Annotated in this window: 21 protein-coding genes; 12 read left to right on the forward strand and 9 right to left on the reverse strand. The window is 58.0% G+C overall.

Annotated elements, in window-relative coordinates; genetic code table 11:
• The first annotated feature begins 1 nt into the window (after position 1).
• The 4 genes from SK54_RS14740 to SK54_RS14755 all read left to right on the forward strand — a co-directional run bounded on the left by SK54_RS14740 (position 2) and on the right by SK54_RS14755 (position 4674).
• Positions 2–1171 carry an ABC transporter substrate-binding protein gene (locus SK54_RS14740; protein WP_017693602.1) on the forward strand — a complete coding sequence of 390 codons (1170 nt, stop codon included), beginning with the start codon at positions 2–4 and terminating at the stop codon, positions 1169–1171.
• The gene (locus SK54_RS14745; RefSeq protein WP_017693603.1) at positions 1144–2673 is read left to right on the forward strand and encodes an ABC transporter permease family protein; all 1530 of its coding nucleotides are present in this window, start codon (positions 1144–1146) and stop codon (positions 2671–2673) included. The genes SK54_RS14740 and SK54_RS14745 overlap by 28 nt, the downstream gene beginning before the upstream one ends.
• Positions 2673–3293 (forward strand): ATP-binding cassette domain-containing protein, encoded by a 621-nt coding sequence (locus SK54_RS14750; RefSeq protein WP_015570760.1) that lies wholly within the window; start codon positions 2673–2675, stop codon positions 3291–3293. The genes SK54_RS14745 and SK54_RS14750 overlap by 1 nt, the downstream gene beginning before the upstream one ends.
• Positions 3294–3366: 73 nt before the next feature.
• Positions 3367–4674: a sulfurtransferase gene (locus SK54_RS14755; RefSeq protein ID WP_048247959.1), complete on the forward strand. Its 1308-nt coding sequence runs from the start codon at positions 3367–3369 to the stop codon at positions 4672–4674.
• Here the strand turns inward: SK54_RS14755 and SK54_RS14760 are convergent.
• Positions 4671–5288 (reverse strand): CDP-alcohol phosphatidyltransferase family protein, encoded by a 618-nt coding sequence (locus tag SK54_RS14760; protein WP_033487174.1) that lies wholly within the window; start codon positions 5286–5288, stop codon positions 4671–4673. The genes SK54_RS14755 and SK54_RS14760 overlap by 4 nt on opposite strands.
• Positions 5278–5850: a carboxymuconolactone decarboxylase family protein gene (locus SK54_RS14765; protein ID WP_048247514.1), complete on the reverse strand. Its 573-nt coding sequence runs from the start codon at positions 5848–5850 to the stop codon at positions 5278–5280. The genes SK54_RS14760 and SK54_RS14765 overlap by 11 nt, the downstream gene beginning before the upstream one ends.
• Positions 5851–5925: 75 nt before the next feature.
• On the opposite strand from SK54_RS14765, the gene SK54_RS14770 reads away from it, so the two are divergent.
• The gene (locus tag SK54_RS14770) at positions 5926–6342 is read left to right on the forward strand and encodes a pyrimidine (deoxy)nucleoside triphosphate diphosphatase (protein ID WP_017384679.1); all 417 of its coding nucleotides are present in this window, start codon (positions 5926–5928) and stop codon (positions 6340–6342) included.
• Here the strand turns inward: SK54_RS14770 and SK54_RS14775 are convergent.
• Positions 6302–6574, reverse strand: a complete 273-nt coding sequence (locus tag SK54_RS14775; protein WP_003857857.1) for a YnjH family protein — start codon at positions 6572–6574, stop codon at positions 6302–6304. The genes SK54_RS14770 and SK54_RS14775 overlap by 41 nt on opposite strands.
• A gap of 225 nt (positions 6575–6799) precedes the next feature.
• On the opposite strand from SK54_RS14775, the gene gdhA reads away from it, so the two are divergent.
• Complete coding sequence (gene gdhA / locus SK54_RS14780; protein ID WP_048247517.1) at positions 6800–8143, forward strand: NADP-specific glutamate dehydrogenase; 1344 nt, start codon at positions 6800–6802, stop codon at positions 8141–8143.
• A 113-nt stretch (positions 8144–8256) separates the two neighbouring features.
• Here the strand turns inward: gdhA and SK54_RS14785 are convergent, their stop codons facing one another.
• The 3 genes from SK54_RS14785 to SK54_RS14795 form a co-directional block, all read right to left on the reverse strand.
• A complete protein-coding gene (locus SK54_RS14785; RefSeq protein WP_017384681.1) occupies positions 8257–10179 on the reverse strand; it encodes a DNA topoisomerase III in 1923 nt (640 codons plus the stop codon).
• A gap of 4 nt (positions 10180–10183) precedes the next feature.
• Positions 10184–11227 carry a selenide, water dikinase SelD gene (gene selD, locus SK54_RS14790; protein WP_048247519.1) on the reverse strand — a complete coding sequence of 348 codons (1044 nt, stop codon included), beginning with the start codon at positions 11225–11227 and terminating at the stop codon, positions 10184–10186.
• Positions 11228–11343: 116 nt separating this feature from the next.
• On the reverse strand, positions 11344–11895 hold the full coding sequence (locus tag SK54_RS14795) for an NAD(P)H nitroreductase (protein WP_023296329.1): 552 nt from the start codon (positions 11893–11895) through the stop codon (positions 11344–11346).
• 167 nt (positions 11896–12062) lie between these two features.
• Here SK54_RS14795 and sppA point away from each other — a divergent pair, with 167 nt between their 5' ends.
• The 4 genes from sppA (at position 12063) to SK54_RS14815 (ending at position 17118) form a co-directional block, all read left to right on the forward strand.
• The gene (gene sppA, locus SK54_RS14800; RefSeq protein ID WP_048247521.1) at positions 12063–13919 is read left to right on the forward strand and encodes a signal peptide peptidase SppA; all 1857 of its coding nucleotides are present in this window, start codon (positions 12063–12065) and stop codon (positions 13917–13919) included.
• A gap of 62 nt (positions 13920–13981) precedes the next feature.
• Positions 13982–14998 carry an asparaginase gene (gene ansA, locus SK54_RS14805; protein WP_048247523.1) on the forward strand — a complete coding sequence of 339 codons (1017 nt, stop codon included), beginning with the start codon at positions 13982–13984 and terminating at the stop codon, positions 14996–14998.
• A gap of 9 nt (positions 14999–15007) precedes the next feature.
• Positions 15008–15649: a bifunctional nicotinamidase/pyrazinamidase gene (pncA, locus tag SK54_RS14810; protein ID WP_048247525.1), complete on the forward strand. Its 642-nt coding sequence runs from the start codon at positions 15008–15010 to the stop codon at positions 15647–15649.
• 215 nt (positions 15650–15864) lie between these two features.
• Positions 15865–17118, forward strand: coding sequence for a chitinase ChiD (locus SK54_RS14815; RefSeq protein ID WP_048247527.1), 1254 nt, complete (start codon positions 15865–15867; stop codon positions 17116–17118).
• Positions 17119–17168: 50 nt separating this feature from the next.
• On the opposite strand, the gene SK54_RS14820 is transcribed toward SK54_RS14815, so the two are convergent.
• Positions 17169–17441: a YeaC family protein gene (locus SK54_RS14820; RefSeq protein ID WP_017384688.1), complete on the reverse strand. Its 273-nt coding sequence runs from the start codon at positions 17439–17441 to the stop codon at positions 17169–17171.
• A gap of 41 nt (positions 17442–17482) precedes the next feature.
• Positions 17483–17896, reverse strand: coding sequence for a peptide-methionine (R)-S-oxide reductase MsrB (gene msrB, locus SK54_RS14825; RefSeq protein ID WP_003857865.1), 414 nt, complete (start codon positions 17894–17896; stop codon positions 17483–17485).
• 341 nt (positions 17897–18237) lie between these two features.
• On the opposite strand from msrB, the gene gapA reads away from it, so the two are divergent.
• Positions 18238–19233: a glyceraldehyde-3-phosphate dehydrogenase gene (gene gapA, locus SK54_RS14830; protein WP_006809136.1), complete on the forward strand. Its 996-nt coding sequence runs from the start codon at positions 18238–18240 to the stop codon at positions 19231–19233.
• A gap of 74 nt (positions 19234–19307) precedes the next feature.
• Complete coding sequence (locus SK54_RS14835) at positions 19308–20192, forward strand: D-hexose-6-phosphate mutarotase (protein WP_047051512.1); 885 nt, start codon at positions 19308–19310, stop codon at positions 20190–20192.
• A gap of 66 nt (positions 20193–20258) precedes the next feature.
• On the opposite strand, the gene SK54_RS14840 is transcribed toward SK54_RS14835, so the two are convergent.
• A complete protein-coding gene (locus SK54_RS14840) occupies positions 20259–21005 on the reverse strand; it encodes a MipA/OmpV family protein (protein WP_017384691.1) in 747 nt (248 codons plus the stop codon).
• Between the last annotated feature and the right edge of the window lie 155 nt (positions 21006–21160).

Below are 21160 nucleotides of genomic sequence, written 5' to 3' on the forward strand. Positions count from 1 at the left end.
TATGCGCCGGGTGCGTTTTTGCGCGTTTCTGACGAGTCTGCTGCTGGCAACCTCTGCCTTCGCCGCAGAGAGCTGGCAATCCATTCAGCAACAGGCCACCGGGCAGACCGTCTGGTTTAACGCCTGGGGCGGTGACGAGGCCGTTAACCGCTACCTCGACTGGGTAAGCGGCGAGATGAAAACGCACTACGCCGTCAACCTGAAGATCGTTCATCTGGCCGATGCCGCCGACGCGGTGAAGCGGATCCAGACGGAACATGCCGCAGGACGCAGCAGTAACGGGTCGGTGGATCTACTCTGGGTAAACGGGGAAAACTTCCGCAACCTGAAAGCGGCAAACCTGCTGCTCACCGGCTGGGCGCAAACCCTGCCCAACTGGCGCTACGTCGATACCCGTAAACCGGTAACGGAAGATTTTGCCATCCCGACCGATGGGGCAGAATCCCCGTGGGGCGGCGCGCAATTAACCTTTATCGCCCGTAAAGCGAGTACGCCGACACCACCGGCAGATCCCCACGCGCTGCTGGTATACGCCCGACAGCACCCTGGCAAGGTGAGCTATCCGCGACCGCCGGATTTTACCGGCACGGCGTTTCTTGAGCAGCTACTGCTGGCGCTGACCGCCCATCCGGAGGCGTTAAAAAACGCGCCAGACAGAACCTTTGCGCAGGTCACCGCGCCGCTGTGGGATTACCTTGATACGCTGCACCCCCTGCTGTGGCGCGAAGGGAACGATTTTCCTCCGTCGCCTGCACGAATGGATACGCTGCTGGCCAGCGGCAGTCTGAACCTGTCGCTCACCTTTAACCCCGCCCATGCGATGCAAAAGGTGGCGAGCGGTGAATTACCTGCCGACAGCTACAGTTTCGGCTTTCTCAAAGGCATGATCGGCAACGTCCATTTTGTCGCTATCCCGGCAAACGCCAGCGCGAGCGCAGGCGCGAAGGTAGTGGCCAATTTCCTGCTGTCACCGCAGGCGCAGATCCGCAAAGCCAATCCTGCCGTCTGGGGTGACCCGAGCGTACTGGATGGCGAAAAACTGCCTGCGACAGCGGCAAAACAGCTTCGCGCCTTTACCCCCTCAGACACGCCTGATGTGCTTCCCGAACCGCACGCCGCCTGGGTTAACGCCCTGGAGCAGGAATGGCTTCGCCGCTACGGAACCCGCTAAGCGGGCTGGTCTGGGCGGCAATGGCGGTCATCTATCTGCCCCTGCTTCCCGCCAGCGGCATGCTGCTGGCCCCGGCGTTTTCTCCCGGCAACTGGGCGGCGCTGTTTGCCGACCCGCAGCTGCCGCAGGCGCTGGCCGCCACGCTGGTTTCCACGCTTATCGCGACGCTGGGCTCACTGTTTATCGCCCTGATCCTGCTTGCGCTTCTCTGGCCGGGTGAAGGCTGGCAGCGCCTGAGCACCCGTCTGCCGTGGCTGTTAGCCGTGCCGCACGTCGCCTTCGCCACCAGCGCGCTGCTGCTGTTTGCGGAAGGAGGGCAGTTTTACCGGATCTGTACAGTCTGTTCGCCGCAGCTTGACCGCTACGGTATCGGGCTTGGCCTGACGCTTGCGGTCAAAGAGAGCGCGTTCGTTCTGTGGGCAATTTACGCCGCGCTGCCTGAAAAGCGCCTCGCACAGCAGAAAATTGTCCTGCATACCTTCGGCTACGGACGCATGCAGGCGCTCAACTGGCTCGTCCTCCCGGCCATTGCCCCCGCGCTGGGCGCTGTCATGCTGGCGGTGCTGGCCTGGTCGCTTTCCGTGGTGGATGTGGCGATCGTGCTCGGGCCGGGCAACCCGCCGACGCTGGCGGTGCTGGCCTGGCAGTGGCTCACCCAGGGCGATGCACAACAGCAAACAAAGGGAACGCTGCTGTGTCTGGTGTTGCTCCTGCTGCTGGCGGCGCTTGCCGCGGTGGGATACGGCTTCTGGACGGCATGGCGGCGCGCCCAGCGTGACCCCTCCGGAGTTCGTCGCGCTTCGCATACTGCGCTGCCCGCACGGACGCTGGGCGGGTTACTGCCGCTGTGCGGCGTCCTCTGTGCGCTGGTTCTGCTGATGCTGGCACGCCGGGACGACATCGGCCCCGTCAGCGACAGCCTTTCACTGGGACTGCTGTCCAGCCTGACAGCGCTGGCCATCCTCATGCTCTGGCTTGAGCGGGGACCCCAGCGCGGCGCGGTGTGGGTCTGGCTGCCGCTCGCCCTCCCGGCGCTGCCCCTCGTGTCCGGGCAATATGCCGTGGCGCTGTGGCTGGGCATCGACGGCCAGTACGCTGCGGTGCTCTGGAGCCATATGCTCTGGGTCCTCCCGTGGATGCTCCTGGTGCTGCAACCGGCCTGGCGCAGGCTCGATCCCCGGCTTATCCTCACCGCCAGAACGCTGGGCTGGCGACAGGCGAAAATTTTCTGGTTGGTGAAATGCCCCCTGATGATTCGTCCGGCCCTGCTGGCCTTTGCCACCGGCTTTTCCGTGAGCATGGCCCAGTACATGCCGACCCTCTGGCTGGGAGCGGGACGTTTCACCACCCTGACGACGGAGGCGGTCGCCCTCAGCAGCGGCGGCAGCATTCCGATCCTCGCCAGCCGGGCGCTGGGTCTGTTGCTGTTGACCAGCAGCGTATTTGCCCTTGCCGCGCTGCTCTCCCGGCTCGTGGGCCGTCACAGACAAGGATTACGTTAATGCTGAACGTGAAAAATCTCACCATTGCGCCACTCTTCCGTGAGGTCAACTTCCGCGTCCCGGCGGGGGAGATTGTCACGCTGATGGGGCCCTCCGGGAGCGGGAAATCGACCCTTTTCGCCTGGATGGTGGGGGCGTTATCCGCTGATTTTAAGGCGCACGGCGAGCTGTGGCTGAACGATCGCCGCTGCGATATGCTTCCCGTGGAAACGCGCGGGATCGGCATTCTGTTTCAGGATGCCCTGCTGTTTGACGCCTTCAGCGTGGGGCAAAACCTGATGCTGGCGCTGCCGGCGCACATCGTCGGGCGCGCCCGCCGCAACGCGGTAGAACAGGCCCTGGACACTGCCGGGCTGGCAAACCACTACGCCAGCGATCCGGCGACCCTGTCCGGCGGCGAGCGCGCCCGGGTCAGCCTGTTGCGCGCTCTTCTCGCCCAGCCGCAGGCATTGCTGCTCGACGAGCCGTTCAGTCGACTGGATAAAACGCTGCGCGCCTCATTCCGGGCGTGGGTATTCGAGGTTACTCGCCAGCGCAGGATCCCGGTGGTGCTGGTCACGCATGATGAGGACGATATTCCGCCCGGCGGCGAGGTGATTGAGATTTCTCGCTGGCAATAATGTGCTAACGCAATGTTTTTGGCTTCAGGAGAGACGACAATGCCCCCCTCTTTTAATGACGTCAGGTTTTTCGATGAAACGTGTTTCTCAACTGACCGCGCTGGCCCTGATCTGCGGCCTCGCCTCACTCTCCTCCACGGCGGCTGATATGCCCCACTCCCTCACGCTGGACCAGCTCCAGGCGCAAAACGGCGCGGTAATTGATACGCGCGTCAGTGCGTTCTATAACGGCTGGCCGCAGACCCTGAGCGGAAAGTCCGGGCATGAACCCGCCGCGCTTAATCTCTCTGCCAGCTGGCTTGGGGCAATGAGCGATGAACAGCTCAGCGGCTGGGCAAAACAACATCGGCTTACGCCAGACATGCCGGTCGCGCTCTATGGCAACGATGATGACAACCAGACCGTCAAAGCGCGGCTGGAGAAAGCGGGCTTTACCCACGTCTCCACCCTGAGCGATGCCCTGCAACAATCCGACCGTCTGCAACGTCTGGCACATTTCGAACAGCTGGTTTATCCGCAGTGGATCCGCCAGTTGCAGCAGGGCAAACCCGTTACCGCCGCACCAGCCGGAGAATGGAAGGTGATCGAGGCTGGCTGGGGTGCGCCGAAGCTTTATCTCCTGAGCCACATTCCCGGTGCGGGCTATATCGACACCAATGAAGTGGAAAGCGAACCGCTGTGGAATAAGGTCTCTGACGAAAAGCTGAAAGCGATGCTGGCGAAGCACGGGATCAGTCACGATACCACCGTCATTCTGTACGGTCGCGACGTGTATGCCGCCGCGCGCGTGGCGCAGATCATGCTCTACGCGGGCGTGAAGGATGTGCGAATTCTGGATGGCGGCTGGAAGGCGTGGTCCGACGCCAGCCTGCCCGTTGAGCGCGGAACGCCTGCAAAGGTGAAGCCAGCCCCTGATTTTGGCGCGCCGATCCCGAGCCAGCCCCGGCTGATGGTGGATATGGAGCAGGCCCGGGGAATGCTGCACCGTCAGGACGCCTCGCTGGTGAGCATTCGTTCCTGGCCAGAGTTTATCGGTGAAACCAGCGGCTACAGCTATATCAAGCCAAAAGGTGAGATTGCCGGTGCGCGCTGGGGCCATGCGGGCAGCGACGCGACCCACATGGAAGATTTCCACAATCCGGATGGCACCATGCGCAGCGCCGATGATATTGCCGCCATGTGGAAAACATGGAATATCCTGCCGGAGCAGCACGTTGCGTTTTACTGTGGTACCGGCTGGCGCGCGTCTGAAGCCTTTATGTACGCCCGCGCGATGGGCTGGCAGAACGTTGCCGTCTACGACGGCGGCTGGTACGAATGGAGCAGCCATCCGCAGAACCCGGTCTCCACCGGGGAGCGCGGACCGGAAAGCGCACGCTAGCGGGGAAGTGATTTCAGCGTGATATAACCGCTCCAGATGCGCGTTGTGGTGGTCAGCCAGCACAACGCGCCAAATGTCCAGGCAAACAGCGCGAAATGCGCCGGAAACAGGCAGCACAGCACAAACAGCGCGATGGTCTCCGTTCCTTCCGTTAATCCTCCAATGTAATAAAGCGACTTGTGCGCATAGCCGGGATTGTCGATATCATGCTTCCCCGCCAGCGCGGCAAAGGCCAGGAAGCTGCTGCCCGTCCCCATAAACGCGAACAGCAGCCAGGCGGCGGCGATCGCGTTATCAGCCGGAGCGGCCAGCGCAAAGCCAAACGGCACCAGGGCGTAGAACAGGAAGTCGAGGGCGATATCAAGAAATCCTCCCGCGTCCGTCAGGCCACGGCGACGCGCCAGCGCGCCGTCCAGACCATCCAGCAGCCGGTTCAGCACAATGGCGATCAGCGCCGCCGGATACCAGCCCAGCGCCAGAAACGGTAACGCCAGCACGCCAATCGCAAACCCGGCGAGCGTTAAGCCATCAGGCGTGATAAACGGTCTATCCAGCGCGGCGGCCAGCTGATTTAACCCGGGTTTCAGTCGGGGGTGCAGATGTTTATCCAGCATGCGGTTTACCTTTAAACGTGGCGCACAGCCCCTGAGCCGGGATATCCAGCGCGGCGTTAAAGCGGGCGGAAAGATTCTGAAAGGCAATCAGAGCCGTCATTTCGGTGATGGTCTCTTCCGTAAAGTGGCGCTTCAGCAGACTTTTGATATTTTCATCCACCTGAGGCGGCGTGGCGGTGACCGCTTCCGCATAGGCCAGCGCCGCGCGCTCCTCTTCGCTGAACAGGGTGGAATTTTGCCAGTCGCTGACGGCCTGTACTTTATCCAGCGCCCCGCTCCGCTCGGCCAGACGCAGGCTGTTGGCATCAATACAAAATGCGCAGTGGCAGATCTGCGAGACCCGCGTCATTAGTAGCGATCGCAGAACCGGCGTCAAACGCGCCTTGCGCCGCTCCAGATAGCCGACAAACAGCGCCACCAGCCAGAAAAGACGCGGCATACACCCCCACCAGCGCGTGGGGTTCAGCACCGCGCCGAAGTGTTTTTTCTGCATGGCGGCGATGGGGCTGAGGCTGACGGGAAGGGTTTCCATGGGCGCAACCCAGGCGGATGTCTCTTTCAACTGATTCTCCTGATGACTGGACTCTTTGGAAGGGCACGATAATATGTCGTTTTTCGCTATTAATTATTGACGAACATGCTGAAAACACTCGATGTGGTTGCGGCCATCCTCGAAAAAGAGGGCAAGATTTTGCTGGCGCAGCGTCCCGAACATGCCGATCAGCCAGGAATGTGGGAATTTGCGGGCGGGAAGGTTGAAGCCGGTGAGACCCAGCCGGAAGCGCTGATCCGCGAACTGCGCGAAGAACTCGGCATTGAAGCCGTGCCCGCGCGGTATGTGGCAAGCCACCAGCGGGAGGTGTCGCAGCGGCTGATTCACCTCCACGCCTGGCATGTGCCTGAATTTAGCGGTCAGCTGAAGGCGCATTATCACTCGGCGCTGGTATGGTGCACGCCAGAAGACGCGTTCACGTATGCTTTAGCCCCGGCGGATATACCGCTGCTGGAAGCGTTTATTCTTTTACGCGACGCCAGACCAGCGGATTTGTACTGAGGGTGCGTTCATCACGCTGGCACTGCAACAGCACGCCATCTGCCCTGACTACTGCGCCTTCGGAATAGTTTTGATCCTGATAGATACAGCACTGATTACACGGCTGCGCACGCTGGCCGCCAGCGCTAAAAACCTCTGGCGGCACGTTGACCTCGACATCCGGGCGAATGCGGTCAGCCTGTGCCCCGGCGGACACCATCAAACATAACGCGGCCATTGCGTAACGGTTCATAGACTTTATTTCCTTTGCATCGTTTATATCTATAACGGTCGATCCGGACGGGATCTTTAATTTATCTCGTCATCGCTTTTGGTTATGACGCGCGCCCTGTCATTAATTTCCCTTGCGGAATAAATTTCTGCTTGCCTCTCAAAGCGGTGCGGGTGGTATAGTCAAAAAAACGACACAAAACATCTACGCCACACGCATAAATTATTATAAGAGGTTCTTATATCTATGGATCAGACACGCTCTCTGGAAAGCTTTCTTGCCCATGTTCAGCAGCGCGACCCGCACCAAAGCGAGTTTGCCCAGGCCGTTCGTGAAGTCATGACCACCCTGTGGCCCTTCCTTGAGGAAAATCCGCGTTACCGTCAGATGGCGCTGCTTGAACGTCTGGTAGAGCCGGAGCGCGTCATCCAGTTCCGCGTGGCGTGGGTGGACGACCGCAATCAGGTGCAGGTCAACCGCGCGTGGCGCGTGCAGTTTAACTCCGCCATTGGGCCGTTTAAGGGCGGGATGCGCTTCCACCCCTCGGTGAACCTGTCGATTCTGAAATTCCTCGGCTTCGAGCAGACCTTTAAAAATGCGCTCACTACCCTGCCGATGGGCGGCGGTAAAGGCGGGAGTGATTTCGATCCGAAAGGCAAGAGCGAAGGCGAAGTGATGCGCTTCTGCCAGGCGCTGGTCACTGAGCTCTATCGCCACCTTGGGCCGGACACCGACGTTCCTGCCGGGGATATCGGCGTGGGGGGGCGTGAAGTGGGCTTTATGGCCGGGATGATGAAAAAGCTCTCCAACAACAGCGCCTGCGTCTTTACCGGCAAAGGTCTGTCGTTTGGCGGTAGCCTGATTCGCCCGGAAGCGACGGGTTATGGTCTGGTCTATTTCACCGAAGCGATGCTTAAGCGTCACGGGCTGAGCTTCGAGGGGATGCGCGTGGCGGTCTCCGGCTTCGGCAACGTGGCGCAGTACGCTATCGAGAAAGCGATGGCGTTTGGCGCGCGCGTGGTGACCGCCTCCGATTCCAGCGGTACCGTGGTGGATGAAGCTGGCTTTACGGCAGAAAAACTGGCGCGTCTGTGCGAAATCAAAGCCAGCCGTGACGGTCGGGTAGCGGATTATGCCCGTGAATTTGGCCTGACCTATCTGGAAGGTAAACAGCCGTGGGGCGTGCCGGTGGATATCGCCCTGCCGTGCGCGACGCAAAACGAACTGGACGTGGATGCCGCCCGGACGCTGATTAGCAATGGCGTGAAAGCGGTAGCGGAAGGGGCAAATATGCCCACCACTATTGAAGCGACCGACCTGTTCCTGGACGCGGGCGTGCTGTTTGCGCCAGGCAAGGCGGCGAACGCTGGCGGCGTGGCAACATCCGGTCTGGAAATGGCGCAAAACGCCGCGAGAATGGGCTGGAAGGCAGAGAAAGTGGATGCCCGTCTGCACCACATCATGCTCGATATTCATCACGCCTGCGTGGAGTACGGCGGCGAGGCCTCGCAAACTAACTACGTGCGCGGGGCGAATATCGCCGGGTTCGTGAAGGTGGCCGATGCGATGATCGGACAGGGTGTGATTTAGTTTCGCTGCATTCTCGCCCTTGTAGGCCCGGTAAGCGTTAGCGCCACCGGGCTTTTTTCAGGCCGCAGAGGGGCTTTCGCCGGGTGGCGGCTTCGCCTTACCCGGCCTACGGTTTAAGCGGTTGTATTTTTGGCTGCGCTTTTCTTCTTTTTGAACGGTTTCTTCGCCCCGCCGCCCGGGGCGACCATTCCCCGGAATCGCTTCACTGGCGTACTGCGCGCCTGGTCAATCAGCTGATAAAGCGTCCCTACCAGCGGCTGCATAAAGTCCTGATAACGGCACTGCTTTTCGCTGATCTGCGTCAGCACCGACTCCCAGTGCGCGGTCATGTCCGGCCTGGCGGCCAGCTCCGGCAGCGAATGAATTAGCGCCCGGCCCGGTTCTGTTGAATGGATGTAACGTCCCTTTTTCTCCAGGAAGCCGCGCTTAAAGAGCAGTTCGATGATCCCCGCGCGGGTCGCCTCCGTCCCCAGACCGTCGGTGGCGCGCAGGATCTTCTTCAGATCTTTATCCTGCACAAAACGGGCGATGCCGGTCATGGCCGACAGCAGCGTCGCGTCGGTGAAATGGCGCGGCGGCTGGGTTTGTCGTTCAACCACTTCGCCCTTCTCGCACAGCAGTTCGTCGCCTTTGGCCACGACCGGCAGCGGCGTGCCGTCGTTCTCTTCGTCACGCTCTTTGTTGCCGAGCAGCGTGCGCCAGCCCGCTTCCGCGAGGAAACGCGCTTTGGCGATAAATTTGCCTTTGGCAATCTCCAGTTCAATAACGCACTTGCGGAACACCGCGTCCGGGCAGAACTGCATCAGATACTGACGTGCGATCAGGTTATAGACCTTTGCTTCGTTGTCGGTCAGGTTGACGTTGCTGGTGCGCGCCGTCGGGATTATCGCGTGGTGAGCATCGACTTTTTTATCGTCCCAGCAGCGGTTATGGGTATCCGGGTTTACCGCCGGTTGCGGCAACAGATCCGGCGCATGGACGCCAATGGCATTCATCACCGAGTGGCGTCCGGCGAAGTGTTCTTCCGGCAGATAGCGGCTGTCCGAACGCGGATAGGTGATCAGCTTGTGGGTTTCGTAGAGCTTCTGGCAGATATCGAGCACGTTCTGTGCGCTAAGACCAAAGCGCTTAGCCGCCTCAATCTGCAACGCCGAAAGGGAGAACGGCAGCGGTGCGGGCTCCGTTTCCCGTTTGTCGTTATAGCTGGTGACGATTGCGGGCTGGCCGGTAATGCGGTTGACCACGTGCTCCGCCAGCGGGCGATGCAGCAGCCGTCCCTCTTCGTCCTGATATGACTCACAGGCATCGCTTGGCTGCCAGACGGCGGTAAAGCGTTCGTCTTTCGGCGTGACGATATGCGCTTTGACTTCGAAGAAGTCTTTGGCGACGAAATTTTCGATCTCTTCGTCGCGACGCACCACCAGCCCCAGCACCGGTGTCTGGACACGACCGACGGAGAGTACGCCCTGATAACCCGCGTTGCGCCCGAGAATGGTGTAGGCGCGGGTCATGTTGATCCCGTACAGCCAGTCCGCACGGGCACGCGCCAGCGCGGAGACACACAGGGGAATAAATTCGCTGTTGGCGCGCAGGCGTGAAATGGCCCGCTCTACCGCCTGAGGGTTGAGGTCGTTGATCAGGCAGCGCTGCACCTGCTGGCGCTTTTCCGGCGCCAGCTCCAGGTAGTCCAGCACTTCATCGACCAGCAGTTGCCCTTCCCTGTCCGGGTCACCCGCGTGGACCACTTCCGTCGCCTCATGCAGGAAGCGCTTAATGACGTTGAGCTGTTTGGTGACGGAAGGACGCGGTTGGAGACGCCATTTTTCCGGCACAATCGGTAGATCGTTGAGATTCCAGCGGGCGTAGCGGCTGTCGTAGACATCCGGCTGCGCCTGTTCAAGCAGGTGACCGATACACCAGGTGACCACCTGCCCGTTACCGCATTCGATAAAGCCGTCGCCTTTGCGATGCGGCCTGGGCAGCACATCGGCGATGGCACGCGCCAGACTCGGCTTTTCGGCAATAAACAACCGCATCGAATTAACGGATCTCAATCATCGGTCGACCACCGCGGGCGGTCACCAGCTCACCAATGGCCGTCAGGGTGATGCCAAACTCGGCAGCCGTCGCCTGAACGTCAGCTTCAGCTTCCGGCGTCACCGCCAGCAGCAGGCCGCCGGAGGTTTGCGGATCGCACAGCAGGTTACGCCACGCTTCCGGCATTTCGCCCATTAAATGGCCGTAGCTGGCGAAGTTGCGCTGCGTCCCGCCCGGCACTGCGCCCTGAGCAATGTACTCTTCCACGCCCGGCAGCTTAGGCACATCCTGATACCAGACCTGCGCCTGCACGCCCGCGCCCTGACAGACTTCAGAGAGGTGCCCCAGCAGACCAAAACCGGTCACGTCGGTCATGGCCTTCACGCCGTCGATATTGGCGAATGCCGCACCGGCGAGGTTCATCTGGCACATCACTTCCGTTGCCAGACCGATATGCTCGGGCTTCAGCAGGGATTTCTTCTCGGCAGTGGTCAGTACGCCAATGCCCAGCGGCTTGGTGAGGAACAATTTGCAGCCCGGTTGCGCCGTGCTGTTGCGCTTCACGCGCTCGGTCGGCACCACGCCGGTGACGGCCAGGCCGAAGATCGGCTCCGGCGCATCGATAGAGTGACCACCGGCCAGGACAATACCCGCCTGCTGGCAGGCAAAGCGTCCGCCTTCGATCACGTCGCGGGCAATCTCCGGCGGGAGGGTGTTAATCGGCCAGCCCAGAATGGCGATCGCCATAATCGGTTTACCGCCCATCGCAAAGATATCGCTGATGGCGTTGGTGGCCGCAATGCGCCCGAAGTCGAACGGGTTGTCGACAATCGGCATAAAGAAGTCAGTAGTGCTGATAATGCTGGTGCCGTTACCCAGGTCATAAACCGCTGCATCGTCACGCGTTTCGTTACCGACAAGCAGGTTCGGGTCGACAAACTTCGCCTGTTCACTGTGCAGGATGGTCTCCAGCACTTTCGGGGAAATTTTACAACCGCAACCGGCTCCGTGGCTGTATTGCGTTAAACGAATGGTTTGCTCGCTCATGGACGTCTCCTGTCATCTCAATCGCGCTATGGTAGCGCTCATTCAATAAAGAGGTAAGTATGACTGTCTGAATTCTGCGGCGGATGCTCAGAATCCAGACAGTTTAGCGCGGCTTATCAGAAACGGCTGACGAAAGGCGTGGTGTCTGGCACGCTGATGGTGCTGGAGGCTTTAAGCTGCGGGGTGCCAAGATAGAGGAAGCCGACAATTTTATCGTGCTCACCACAGGCAAAGCCATCACGCACGACCGAACTCTCGGTCAGCGGTCCGGTGCGCCAGATGCCATTGAAGCCCTGCGCGACGGCGGCCATTTGCATCGCCATTACCGCGCAGCCTGCGGACATTTCCTGCTCCCAGACCGGCACCTTATGGTCGGCCTGACATTTCGCCACGACAGCGATGATCATCGGCGCGCGGAATGGCGCACTGCGGGCTTTATCAATCCCCTTCTCATCCTGGCCTGCGGCAACAGCCCCCTGCTCCAGCAGCTGGCTGAAGCGGTCGCGCCCTTCGCCTTCAATGATAAAGAAGTGCCACGGCTGCAATGTGCCATGGTCCGGCGCACGCATTCCGGCACGCAGAATGTTTTCCAGCTGCTCGCCGACGGGTGCCGGTTCGGCCAGGCGGGAAGCGCTACGACGGTTAACAAGCAGTTCAAGTGCGTCCATTGGTTAACTCCTTTCATGAAATTTACTCACAAAATTAACACGACAGCAGAATTTGTTACAGCGTGGCAGGCGATTCCTGCTGACAAGTGGCGGTTGGGTCATTACGATAACCGCACATTACCGTCCCGTGGCGACGGAAACAGTCCTTTTCTGGTTAGGGAGAATACATGCGAACCCTTTGGCGAATCTTTGCCGGTTTCTTTAAATGGACGTGGCGACTGCTCAACTTCGTCCGCAACCTGGTGATGAACATCTTCTTCATCTTCCTGGTCCTGGTATGCGCAGGTATCTGGATGCATATCAGCAACGCAACCCAGTCGCAGCATTCGACGCGCGGCGCGTTGTTACTCGATATCACCGGCGTGATTGTTGATAAGCCATCGACCAGCAACCGTCTGGGCGTGATTGGTCGCCAGCTGTTCGGCGCAACGTCAGACCGTCTTCAGGAAAACTCCCTGTTTGATATCGTCGACACCATCCGTCAGGCTAAAGACGATCGTAACATTACCGGTATCGTGCTGGACCTGAAAGATTTTGCCGGCGCCGATCAGCCGTCAATGCAGTACATCGGTAAAGCGCTGCGCGAATTCCGCGACAGCGGTAAACCGGTTATTGCCATTGGCGACAGCTACACCCAGGGACAATATTATCTGGCGAGCTTTGCCAATAAGATCTGGCTTTCGCCACAGGGCACGGTCGATCTGCATGGCTTTGCCACTAATGGTTTGTACTACAAATCGCTGCTCGACAAGCTGAAGGTCACCACCCACGTCTTCCGCGTCGGGACCTATAAATCCGCCGTGGAGCCGTTTATCCGCGATGATATGTCCCCTGCCGCCCGTGAAGCGGACAGCCGCTGGATTGGCGAGCTGTGGCAGAACTACCTCGGCACCATTGCCGCTAACCGTCAGATTACCGCTGAGCAGGTCTTCCCGGGCGCGCGCGGCGTGCTGGACGGCCTGCGCAAGGTGGACGGCGATACAGCGAAATACGCGCTTGATAACAAACTGGTCGATCAGCTGGGTTCCAGCGCTGAAATTGAAAAAGCGCTGACCAAACAGTTCGGCTGGAGTAAAGAGGATAAAAACTACAGCGCCATCAGCATGTATGACTACGCCGCGAAAAAGCCGGACGACAGCGGTGACAGCATCGCCGTGGTGTTTGCTAACGGGGCCATTATGGATGGCGAAGAAACGCCGGGGAACGTCGGCGGGGACACCACCGCGTCGCAGATCCGCGATGCGCGCCTGGATCCGAAAGTGAAGGCGATTGTCCTGCGGGTGAACAGCCCTGGCGGCAGCGTCAGCGCCTCTGAAGTAATCCGTGCTGAACTGGCCGCCGCGCGCGCCGCAGGCAAGCCGGTAGTGGTCTCGATGGGCGGCATGGCGGCTTCCGGGGGATACTGGATCTCGACGCCAGCCAACTACATTGTGGCTAACCCAAGCACGCTGACCGGCTCGATTGGCATCTTCGGCGTGATCAACACCGTAGAGAACAGCCTGGATTATCTCGGCGTCCACACCGACGGCGTCTCCACCTCGCCGCTGGCGGACGTGTCCGTTACCAAATCCCTGCCGCCTGAGGTGTCTGAGATGATGCAGCTCAGCATTGAGAGTGGCTATAAACGTTTCATCACGCTGGTTGCGGACTCCCGTAAAAAGACGCCCGATCAGATTGACCAGATCGCTCAGGGCCACGTCTGGACCGGCCAGGACGCGAAGAGCAACGGTCTGGTAGACAGTCTGGGTGACTTCGACGACGCCGTGAAGAAAGCGGCGGAGCTGGCGAAGCTCAAGCAGTGGCACGTGGACTATTATCAGGACGAACCGACGTTCTTCGATATGGTCATGGACAGCATGTCCGGCTCCGTCCGTGCCATGCTGCCGGACGCGCTTCAGGCTTATCTGCCGGCGCCGATGGCGACCGCGGCGAAAGCCATGAAAGCGGAGAGCGACAAGCTCGCAGCCTTTAATGATCCACAAAGCCGCTACGCGTTTTGCCTGACCTGTGCGAACGTGCGTTAACAACCGTCCCCTCTTCCCGTGAAGAGGGGATTTTTTCTTTTGAAGAACAAGAACTCATTACCATGCAGAAGAAATCAATTTATGTCGCCTATACCGGCGGTACCATCGGTATGCAGCGCTCAGAAAATGGCTATATCCCGGTTTCCGGCCACTTGCAGCGCCAGCTGGCGCTGATGCCTGAATTCCACCGTCCGGAAATGCCGGACTTTACCATTCACGAATATGAGCCGCTGATGGACTCCTCCGACATGACGCCGGAAGACTGGCAGCATATTGCGGACGATATTAAAGCCCATTACGACCAGTATGACGGCTTCGTGATCCTGCACGGCACCGACACCATGGCGTTCACCGCCTCGGCGCTCTCCTTCATGCTGGAGAACCTGAGCAAGCCCGTCATCGTGACCGGCTCGCAGATCCCGCTGGCGGAACTGCGTTCAGACGGGCAGATCAACCTGCTTAACTCCCTGTACGTGGCCGCTAATTACCCGATCAACGAGGTAACGCTGTTCTTCAACAACCGGCTGTACCGCGGGAACCGTACCACTAAAGCGCACGCTGACGGCTTTGACGCTTTTGCCTCACCTAACCTGCAACCGCTGCTGGAAGCGGGGATCCATATCCGTCGTCTGGGCACGCCGCCCGCGCCAAATACCGCAGGCGAACTGATCGTTCACCCCATCACCCCGCAGCCGATCGGCGTGGTGACGATTTATCCGGGTATTTCCGCCGACGTGGTGCGCAACTTCCTGCGCCAGCCGGTGAAGGCGCTGATCCTGCGCTCTTATGGTGTGGGTAACGCCCCGCAGAACGGTGAGTTCCTGAAAGAGCTTCAGGAGGCGAGCGATCGCGGGATTGTGGTGGTCAACCTCACCCAGTGTATGTCCGGTAAGGTCAATATGGGCGGCTACGCCACCGGTAATGCTCTGGCGCACGCTGGCGTGAACAGTGGTTTCGATATGACCGTTGAGGCAACGCTGACTAAACTTCACTATTTACTGAGTCAGGATCTGGATATTGATTCCATTCGCCGCGCCATGATGCAAAACCTGCGCGGTGAACTGACGCCGGACGAATAAGGAGGTCCCATGAAGCAACGCGCCCTGTTACTGGTCGATTTGCAAAATGATTTCTGTGCGGGCGGTGCACTGGCCGTCGCGGAAGGCGACAGCACCGTAGACGTCGCGAATTCGCTGATTGCGTGGTGCAAGGCTCGTGGTGAAGCGGTGGTGGCGAGTCAGGACTGGCATCCGGCAAACCACGGCAGCTTTGCCAGCCAGCACAACGTTGAGCCTTACAGCCAGGGCGAACTGGACGGGCTGGCGCAAACCTTCTGGCCCGATCACTGCGTGCAGCAGAAGGAAGGCGCTGAGCTGCACCCGCTGCTGAACCAGAAGGCCATCGACGCGGTGTTCCACAAAGGTGAAAACCCAACCATCGACAGCTACAGCGCGTTCTTTGATAACGGTCACCGCCAGAAGACGGCGCTGGACGCGTGGTTACGCCACCATGAGATCACCGAGCTGATTGTGCTGGGCCTGGCGACGGATTACTGCGTGAAGTTCACCGTGCTGGATGCGCTCCAGTTGGGCTACACCGTGAATGTCATTACCGACGGTTGTCGCGGGGTGAATATTCAGCCGCAGGACAGCGCTCAGGCGTTTATGGATATGGCCGCAGAAGGCGCAACGCTGTATACGCTGGCTGACTGGATGGAGACGCAAGCGTAAGCTTTTTTAGCCGGGTGGCTTCGCCTTACCCGGCCTACTTTCTCTGGTTTTGTAGGCCGGGTAAGGCGAAGCCACCCGGCATTTCTTCCCCAATCCCCATAAAGTGAACTCCCTCGCATCACAAGCGAAGCGGCGATGCTATTCTCTTCAGGCTGTTTTTTCGCCACGCCTTTTCTGTGGCGTGGTTATTTTTATTCGGTCAAAGAGGAACTTATATGAAACGTTTGCCCTTGCTGGCAGCATTACCCTTGCTTTGCGCGTCACTGGCTTCCGCCGCGCCCCTGATGTCCGTGGGCTACTTCAATGGCGGTGGCGATGTTACCGCCGGACCGGGTGGCGATATTAAGAAACTGGACGTCCGCCAGATCACCCACCTCAACTACTCGTTTGGTCTGGTCTATAACAACGAGAAAGACGAAACCAACGCCGCGCTGAAAGATCCGGCAAAACTGCATCAAATCTGGTTATCACCTAAGGTGGCATCCGATCTGGCGTTACTTCCTCAGCTTCGTAAACAAAACCCGAACCTGAAAGTCCTGCTTTCCGTTGGCGGCTGGGGCGCGCGTGGTTTTTCTGGCGCAGCGGCAACCAAAGAGAGTCGCGCGGTATTTATTCGCTCCGCGCAGGAGATCGTCAGTAAATACGGCCTGGACGGGATCGACCTGGACTGGGAATATCCGGTCAACGGCGCGTGGGGACTGGTCGAGAGCACCCCTGCCGACCGGGATAATTTCACCGCGCTGTTAAAAGAGATGCGTGACGCGTTTGGTAAGAAAAAGCTGGTCACGATTGCGGTGGGCGCGAATGCGGAAAGTCCGAAAAGCTGGGTGGATGTGAAAGCCATTGCCCCCCTGCTCGATTACATCAACCTGATGACCTACGACATGGCGTACGGTACTCAGTATTTTAACGCGAATCTGTATGACTCCAGCGCCTGGCCAACGGTGGCTGCCGCAGACAAATACAGCGTCGATTTTGTGGTGAATAACTATCTGGCCGCCGGGCTGAAGCCGCAGCAGATGAACCTCGGAATTGGTTTCTATGGGCGCGTGCCGAAGCGCGCCGTTGAACCGGGTATCGACTGGAGCAAACCGGACGCGCAGAACAATCCGGTGACGCAGCCCTACTTCGGGCCGCAGGAACTGGGCCTGTTCAAATCGCTTGGCTATGATCTGACCAAAGATACCTATGTGAAATACAACGATATCGTCCGCAAGCTGCTGAACGATCCGCAGAAACGCTTTACCGAGCACTGGGACGAACAGTCGAAGGTGCCGTGGCTGTCGGTGAAATCCGCCGACGGGAAGGCGCTGTTTGCGATTTCCTATGAGAACCCGCGATCCGTGGCGATCAAAGCGGATTACATTAAGGAGAAAGGTCTGGCTGGCGCCATGTTCTGGGAGTATGGGGCAGACGACGAAAACCAGCTCGCGAAACAGCTGGCGGAGTCGCTTGGGATCCCGCACTAAGATGTAGTGTGCCGGGTGGCGCTAGCGCTTACCCGGCCTACATGGGATCTTTATTTGAAGGTCGCAATCGGCTTCGGCGCGATGCCGAACTCTTCTTTCAGCTCGCGCTTGCTTTTCATCACCATCTGACCGTTAGTGTCGATAGTCATGTGCTGGGCGTCGGTATTATGACGCGCCTGCCACAGCATCACCAGCTGCAAACTGTTCTCTTTTTGCTCAGGTGTGAGCGCCACACCGTCCGGCCATTTTCCCAGCTCAACGGCCGTTACCAGACGCTGATAAACCTCCGGGGTCATACCTGCAATCATGTCATCAATATTCATGATCTCTCCCTTTCAAAGGAATAATTTGCTGAATCGTTTTTTCAACCCTTGGTCTGGTCGCCGTTTTCATCATCGGTAAAGCTCATGGAAGCCGAATTTACGCAGAAACGCTCCCCCGTCGGCTGCGGGCCATCCGGGAAGACATGCCCGAGATGGGCGTCACAGTTCCCGCAGCGAATTTCGGTGCGCACCATGCCGTGCGAGGTGTCCGTCAGGTAGCGGATCGCATCATCGCTGACAGGCTCGTAAAAGCTCGGCCAGCCGCAGCCAGAATCGTACTTCGTCTGGGAGTTAAACAGCGGTGCATCACACACCAGGCAGTGGTAGACGCCTTCCCGTTTATTGTGCAGCAAACGCCCGGAAAACGGCGGTTCTGTGCCGTGATTTTGCGTCACGTAAAACTGCATCTCTGTAAGGTTTTTTTTCAAATCGTCGGGGTTACGTTGGTTCGACATATGCTTACATCTCGCTGTTGAAACAGACATCTTTTAACCCAGATTCTAACAAAACATTAACACCCGCGCGTGCACTTTTGTTCTAAACTTATGTGTCGCGAAAAGGCGGTCAGGCAATTGTGATCAATTTCACATTTTAATCCTGCGAGGCCTTTAAAATTCCGGGCGCAGCCCCCATGTGGTTGCTAGCTCAAAGGGAAAGTGAGGCGAGTCAGTCGCACAAACGTTAGTCACAGGATTGATTTGTCGCAATGATTGACACGATTCCGCTTGACGCTGCGTAAGGTTTTTGTAATTTTACAGGCAACCTTTTATTCACTAACAAATAGCTGGTGGAATATATGACTATCAAAGTAGGTATCAACGGTTTTGGCCGTATCGGCCGTATTGTTTTCCGTGCTGCTCAGAAACGTTCTGACATCGAAATCGTTGGTATCAACGATCTCCTGGACGCTGAATACATGGCGTACATGCTGAAGTACGACTCAACTCACGGTCGTTTCGACGGCACCGTTGAAGTGAAAGACGGCCACCTGGTTGTTAATGGCAAAACCATCCGCGTTACTGCTGAGAAAGACCCAGCTAACCTGAAATGGAACGAAATCGGTGTTGACGTTGTAGCTGAAGCTACCGGTATCTTCCTGACCGACGAAACTGCACGTAAACACATCACTGCGGGTGCGAAGAAAGTTGTTCTGACTGGTCCTTCCAAAGACAACACCCCAATGTTCGTTCGCGGTGCAAACTTCGAAACTTACGCTGGCCAGGACATCGTTTCCAACGCATCCTGCACCACCAACTGCCTGGCACCGCTGGCTAAAGTTATCAACGACAACTTCGGCATCATCGAAGGTCTGATGACTACCGTTCACGCAACCACCGCTACTCAGAAAACCGTTGATGGCCCGTCTCACAAAGACTGGCGCGGCGGCCGTGGCGCGGCTCAGAACATCATCCCATCTTCTACCGGTGCTGCTAAAGCAGTAGGTAAAGTACTGCCAGAACTGAATGGCAAACTGACCGGTATGGCGTTCCGCGTTCCAACTCCTAACGTATCCGTTGTTGACCTGACCGTTCGTCTGGAAAAAGCTGCTTCTTATGAAGAAATTAAGAAAGCAATCAAAGCTGCTTCCGAAGGCCCAATGAAAGGCGTTCTGGGTTACACCGAAGACGACGTTGTATCTACCGATTTCAACGGCGAAGTGTGCACTTCCGTGTTCGATGCTAAAGCAGGTATCGCACTGAACGACAACTTCGTGAAACTGGTTTCCTGGTACGACAACGAAACTGGCTACTCTAACAAAGTACTGGACCTGATCGCTCACATCTCCAAATAAGTTGAGATGAGTGCTTGATCCTAAAAGGCGACTTCGGTCGCCTTTTTTATTGTTTTTAGACAGAGGATTGCTTAATGATTAATAAAATTTTTGCACTTCCGGTAGTCGAACAACTTACCCCTGTGCTCTCCCGCCGTCAGATCGACGGTGCTGATATCATCGTCGTTGATCATCCGCGCGTTAAAGCCTCCGTAGCGCTCAATGGCGCCCACCTGCTCTCCTGGAAACCAGAAGGTGAAGAAGAAGGCCTGTGGCTGAGCGAGGCCACCTCGTTCAAAAAAGGGGCGGCGATCCGCGGCGGCGTACCGATCTGCTGGCCATGGTTTGGCCCGTCAGCGCAGCAGGGTTTACCCTCACACGGTTTCGCCCGTAACCAGCAGTGGACGCTGAAAGCCCACAACGAAGATGATAACGGCGCGGTGTTGACCTTTGAACTCCAGGCGAATGATGAAACGCGTGCCCTGTGGCCACACGAGTTCACCCTGTATGCCCGCTTCAAGCTGGGTAAAACCTGCGAGATTGAACTGGAAGCGCACGGCGAATTTGAAACAACGTCCGCCCTGCACACCTATTTCAACGTAGGCGACATTCAGGCCGTTAAGGTGAGCGGACTTGGCGATACCTTTATCGACAAAGTGGATAACGCGAAAGAAGGCAAGCTGGACGACGGCGTGCAGACTTTCCCGGATCGTACCGACCGCGTGTATCTGCACCCGGAAGCCTGTAGCGTCATCCACGACAGCGCGCTGAACCGCGGTATTGATGTGGTTCATCACCACCACAGCAACGTGGTGGGCTGGAACCCGGGCCCTGCCCTTTCCGTCAGCATGGCGGATATCCCGGATGACGGTTACAAGACCTTCGTGTGTGTGGAAACCGCGTGCGTGACCGCGCCGCAGAAAACCAGCGAAGAAAAACCGTCCCGCTTAGGCCAGACGATCAAGATTGTGAAGCGCTAATATTGTTCAGGCATCATAAAAAACAAACGGGGCGCTAGCGCCCCGTTTTAATGCATCACGTTCTGGTCAGAACTTGTAGGTCACACCCACGGAGAAGATGCCAGACCAGGACTTGTCGACCATCGGGCTGTCTTTCACTTCATCGCTCAGACGAATGTAACGGCCAGTACCGTACACATTCCAGTCACCGAGGAAGTTATACGAGGCGGTGAGTTCCAGGTACGGGTCCCAGCCATCATCCGCGCTGTAGCTCTTCAGACCACTGCGGCGAGACTCCGCTTTAGACACGCCATAGTAGTAGTCGTTGTAATTCTCGCTGCTGTACTGCACACCGATACCCGGCGTCAGCGTCACTGCGCCGTTGGTATAGCGATAAAGCCACGCCAGATCCCAGATGAAGCCGTTGCTGTTGTCCAGGGTATCGCCCGCCAGCGCAGTGCGCAGGAAGCCATACTCGGTATTATGGACGTAAGAAAGCCCCGCCATCAGTGAGCTTCTGCGTTTGTCCAGCTGACGAAGCGCATTGCTGTCGCTGTCGCCTGGTTTAAAGTGCGTTGGATCGTAATAGGCCATGATGGAGAGCTTATCGGCCGTATCGTTCCACAGATAGTAGCCACCGCCCAACCCACGGAACCAGAAGTTATCGCCTTCATAGGTGACAACGGGGACAGGATAAACGTCGCGGTCATACTGCTTGTACGGGCTGTTAATCACGCCAGCACCCGCGCCAACAGTCCACTGGCTCTCAGCCTGTACGGTGCTCGCTGCGGTAGCGGCAAGGATGCCCAATGCCAGAAGTTTGAGTTTGGTCACAATCCATTCTTTCCTGTAGTCAAATAATCAGCGGGTGAAGTGTAACCGCCATTCCCGTACATCCCAAAATTTTTTGCGCGCTAATCCGTTTGATTAACCCGTTATTTTTCATTTTTCAGATGACATCCCGCTTTCATTTATGTGACCGATAAATG

It is taken from the genome of Enterobacter sp. MGH120, assembly GCF_001037725.1.
Taxonomy (GTDB): domain Bacteria; phylum Pseudomonadota; class Gammaproteobacteria; order Enterobacterales; family Enterobacteriaceae; genus Enterobacter; species Enterobacter hormaechei_C.

What these genes read in the sequence shown, in the direction of transcription:
- SK54_RS14740 (WP_017693602.1), top strand. Translation starts at nt 2, where the DNA reads ATGCGCCGGGTGCGTTTTTGCGCGTTTCTGACGAGTCTGCTGCTGGCA.
- SK54_RS14745 (WP_017693603.1), top strand. Translation starts at nt 1,144, where the DNA reads ATGGCTTCGCCGCTACGGAACCCGCTAAGCGGGCTGGTCTGGGCGGCA.
- SK54_RS14750 (WP_015570760.1), top strand. Translation starts at nt 2,673, where the DNA reads ATGCTGAACGTGAAAAATCTCACCATTGCGCCACTCTTCCGTGAGGTC.
- SK54_RS14755 (WP_048247959.1), top strand. Translation starts at nt 3,367, where the DNA reads ATGAAACGTGTTTCTCAACTGACCGCGCTGGCCCTGATCTGCGGCCTC.
- SK54_RS14760 (WP_033487174.1), bottom strand. Translation starts at nt 5,288, where the DNA reads ATGCTGGATAAACATCTGCACCCCCGACTGAAACCCGGGTTAAATCAG.
- SK54_RS14770 (WP_017384679.1), top strand. Translation starts at nt 5,926, where the DNA reads ATGCTGAAAACACTCGATGTGGTTGCGGCCATCCTCGAAAAAGAGGGC.
- SK54_RS14775 (WP_003857857.1), bottom strand. Translation starts at nt 6,574, where the DNA reads ATGAACCGTTACGCAATGGCCGCGTTATGTTTGATGGTGTCCGCCGGG.
- gdhA (WP_048247517.1), top strand. Translation starts at nt 6,800, where the DNA reads ATGGATCAGACACGCTCTCTGGAAAGCTTTCTTGCCCATGTTCAGCAG.
- SK54_RS14785 (WP_017384681.1), bottom strand. Translation starts at nt 10,179, where the DNA reads ATGCGGTTGTTTATTGCCGAAAAGCCGAGTCTGGCGCGTGCCATCGCC.
- selD (WP_048247519.1), bottom strand. Translation starts at nt 11,227, where the DNA reads ATGAGCGAGCAAACCATTCGTTTAACGCAATACAGCCACGGAGCCGGT.
- SK54_RS14795 (WP_023296329.1), bottom strand. Translation starts at nt 11,895, where the DNA reads ATGGACGCACTTGAACTGCTTGTTAACCGTCGTAGCGCTTCCCGCCTG.
- sppA (WP_048247521.1), top strand. Translation starts at nt 12,063, where the DNA reads ATGCGAACCCTTTGGCGAATCTTTGCCGGTTTCTTTAAATGGACGTGG.
- ansA (WP_048247523.1), top strand. Translation starts at nt 13,982, where the DNA reads ATGCAGAAGAAATCAATTTATGTCGCCTATACCGGCGGTACCATCGGT.
- pncA (WP_048247525.1), top strand. Translation starts at nt 15,008, where the DNA reads ATGAAGCAACGCGCCCTGTTACTGGTCGATTTGCAAAATGATTTCTGT.
- SK54_RS14815 (WP_048247527.1), top strand. Translation starts at nt 15,865, where the DNA reads ATGAAACGTTTGCCCTTGCTGGCAGCATTACCCTTGCTTTGCGCGTCA.
- SK54_RS14820 (WP_017384688.1), bottom strand. Translation starts at nt 17,441, where the DNA reads ATGAATATTGATGACATGATTGCAGGTATGACCCCGGAGGTTTATCAG.
- msrB (WP_003857865.1), bottom strand. Translation starts at nt 17,896, where the DNA reads ATGTCGAACCAACGTAACCCCGACGATTTGAAAAAAAACCTTACAGAG.
- gapA (WP_006809136.1), top strand. Translation starts at nt 18,238, where the DNA reads ATGACTATCAAAGTAGGTATCAACGGTTTTGGCCGTATCGGCCGTATT.
- SK54_RS14835 (WP_047051512.1), top strand. Translation starts at nt 19,308, where the DNA reads ATGATTAATAAAATTTTTGCACTTCCGGTAGTCGAACAACTTACCCCT.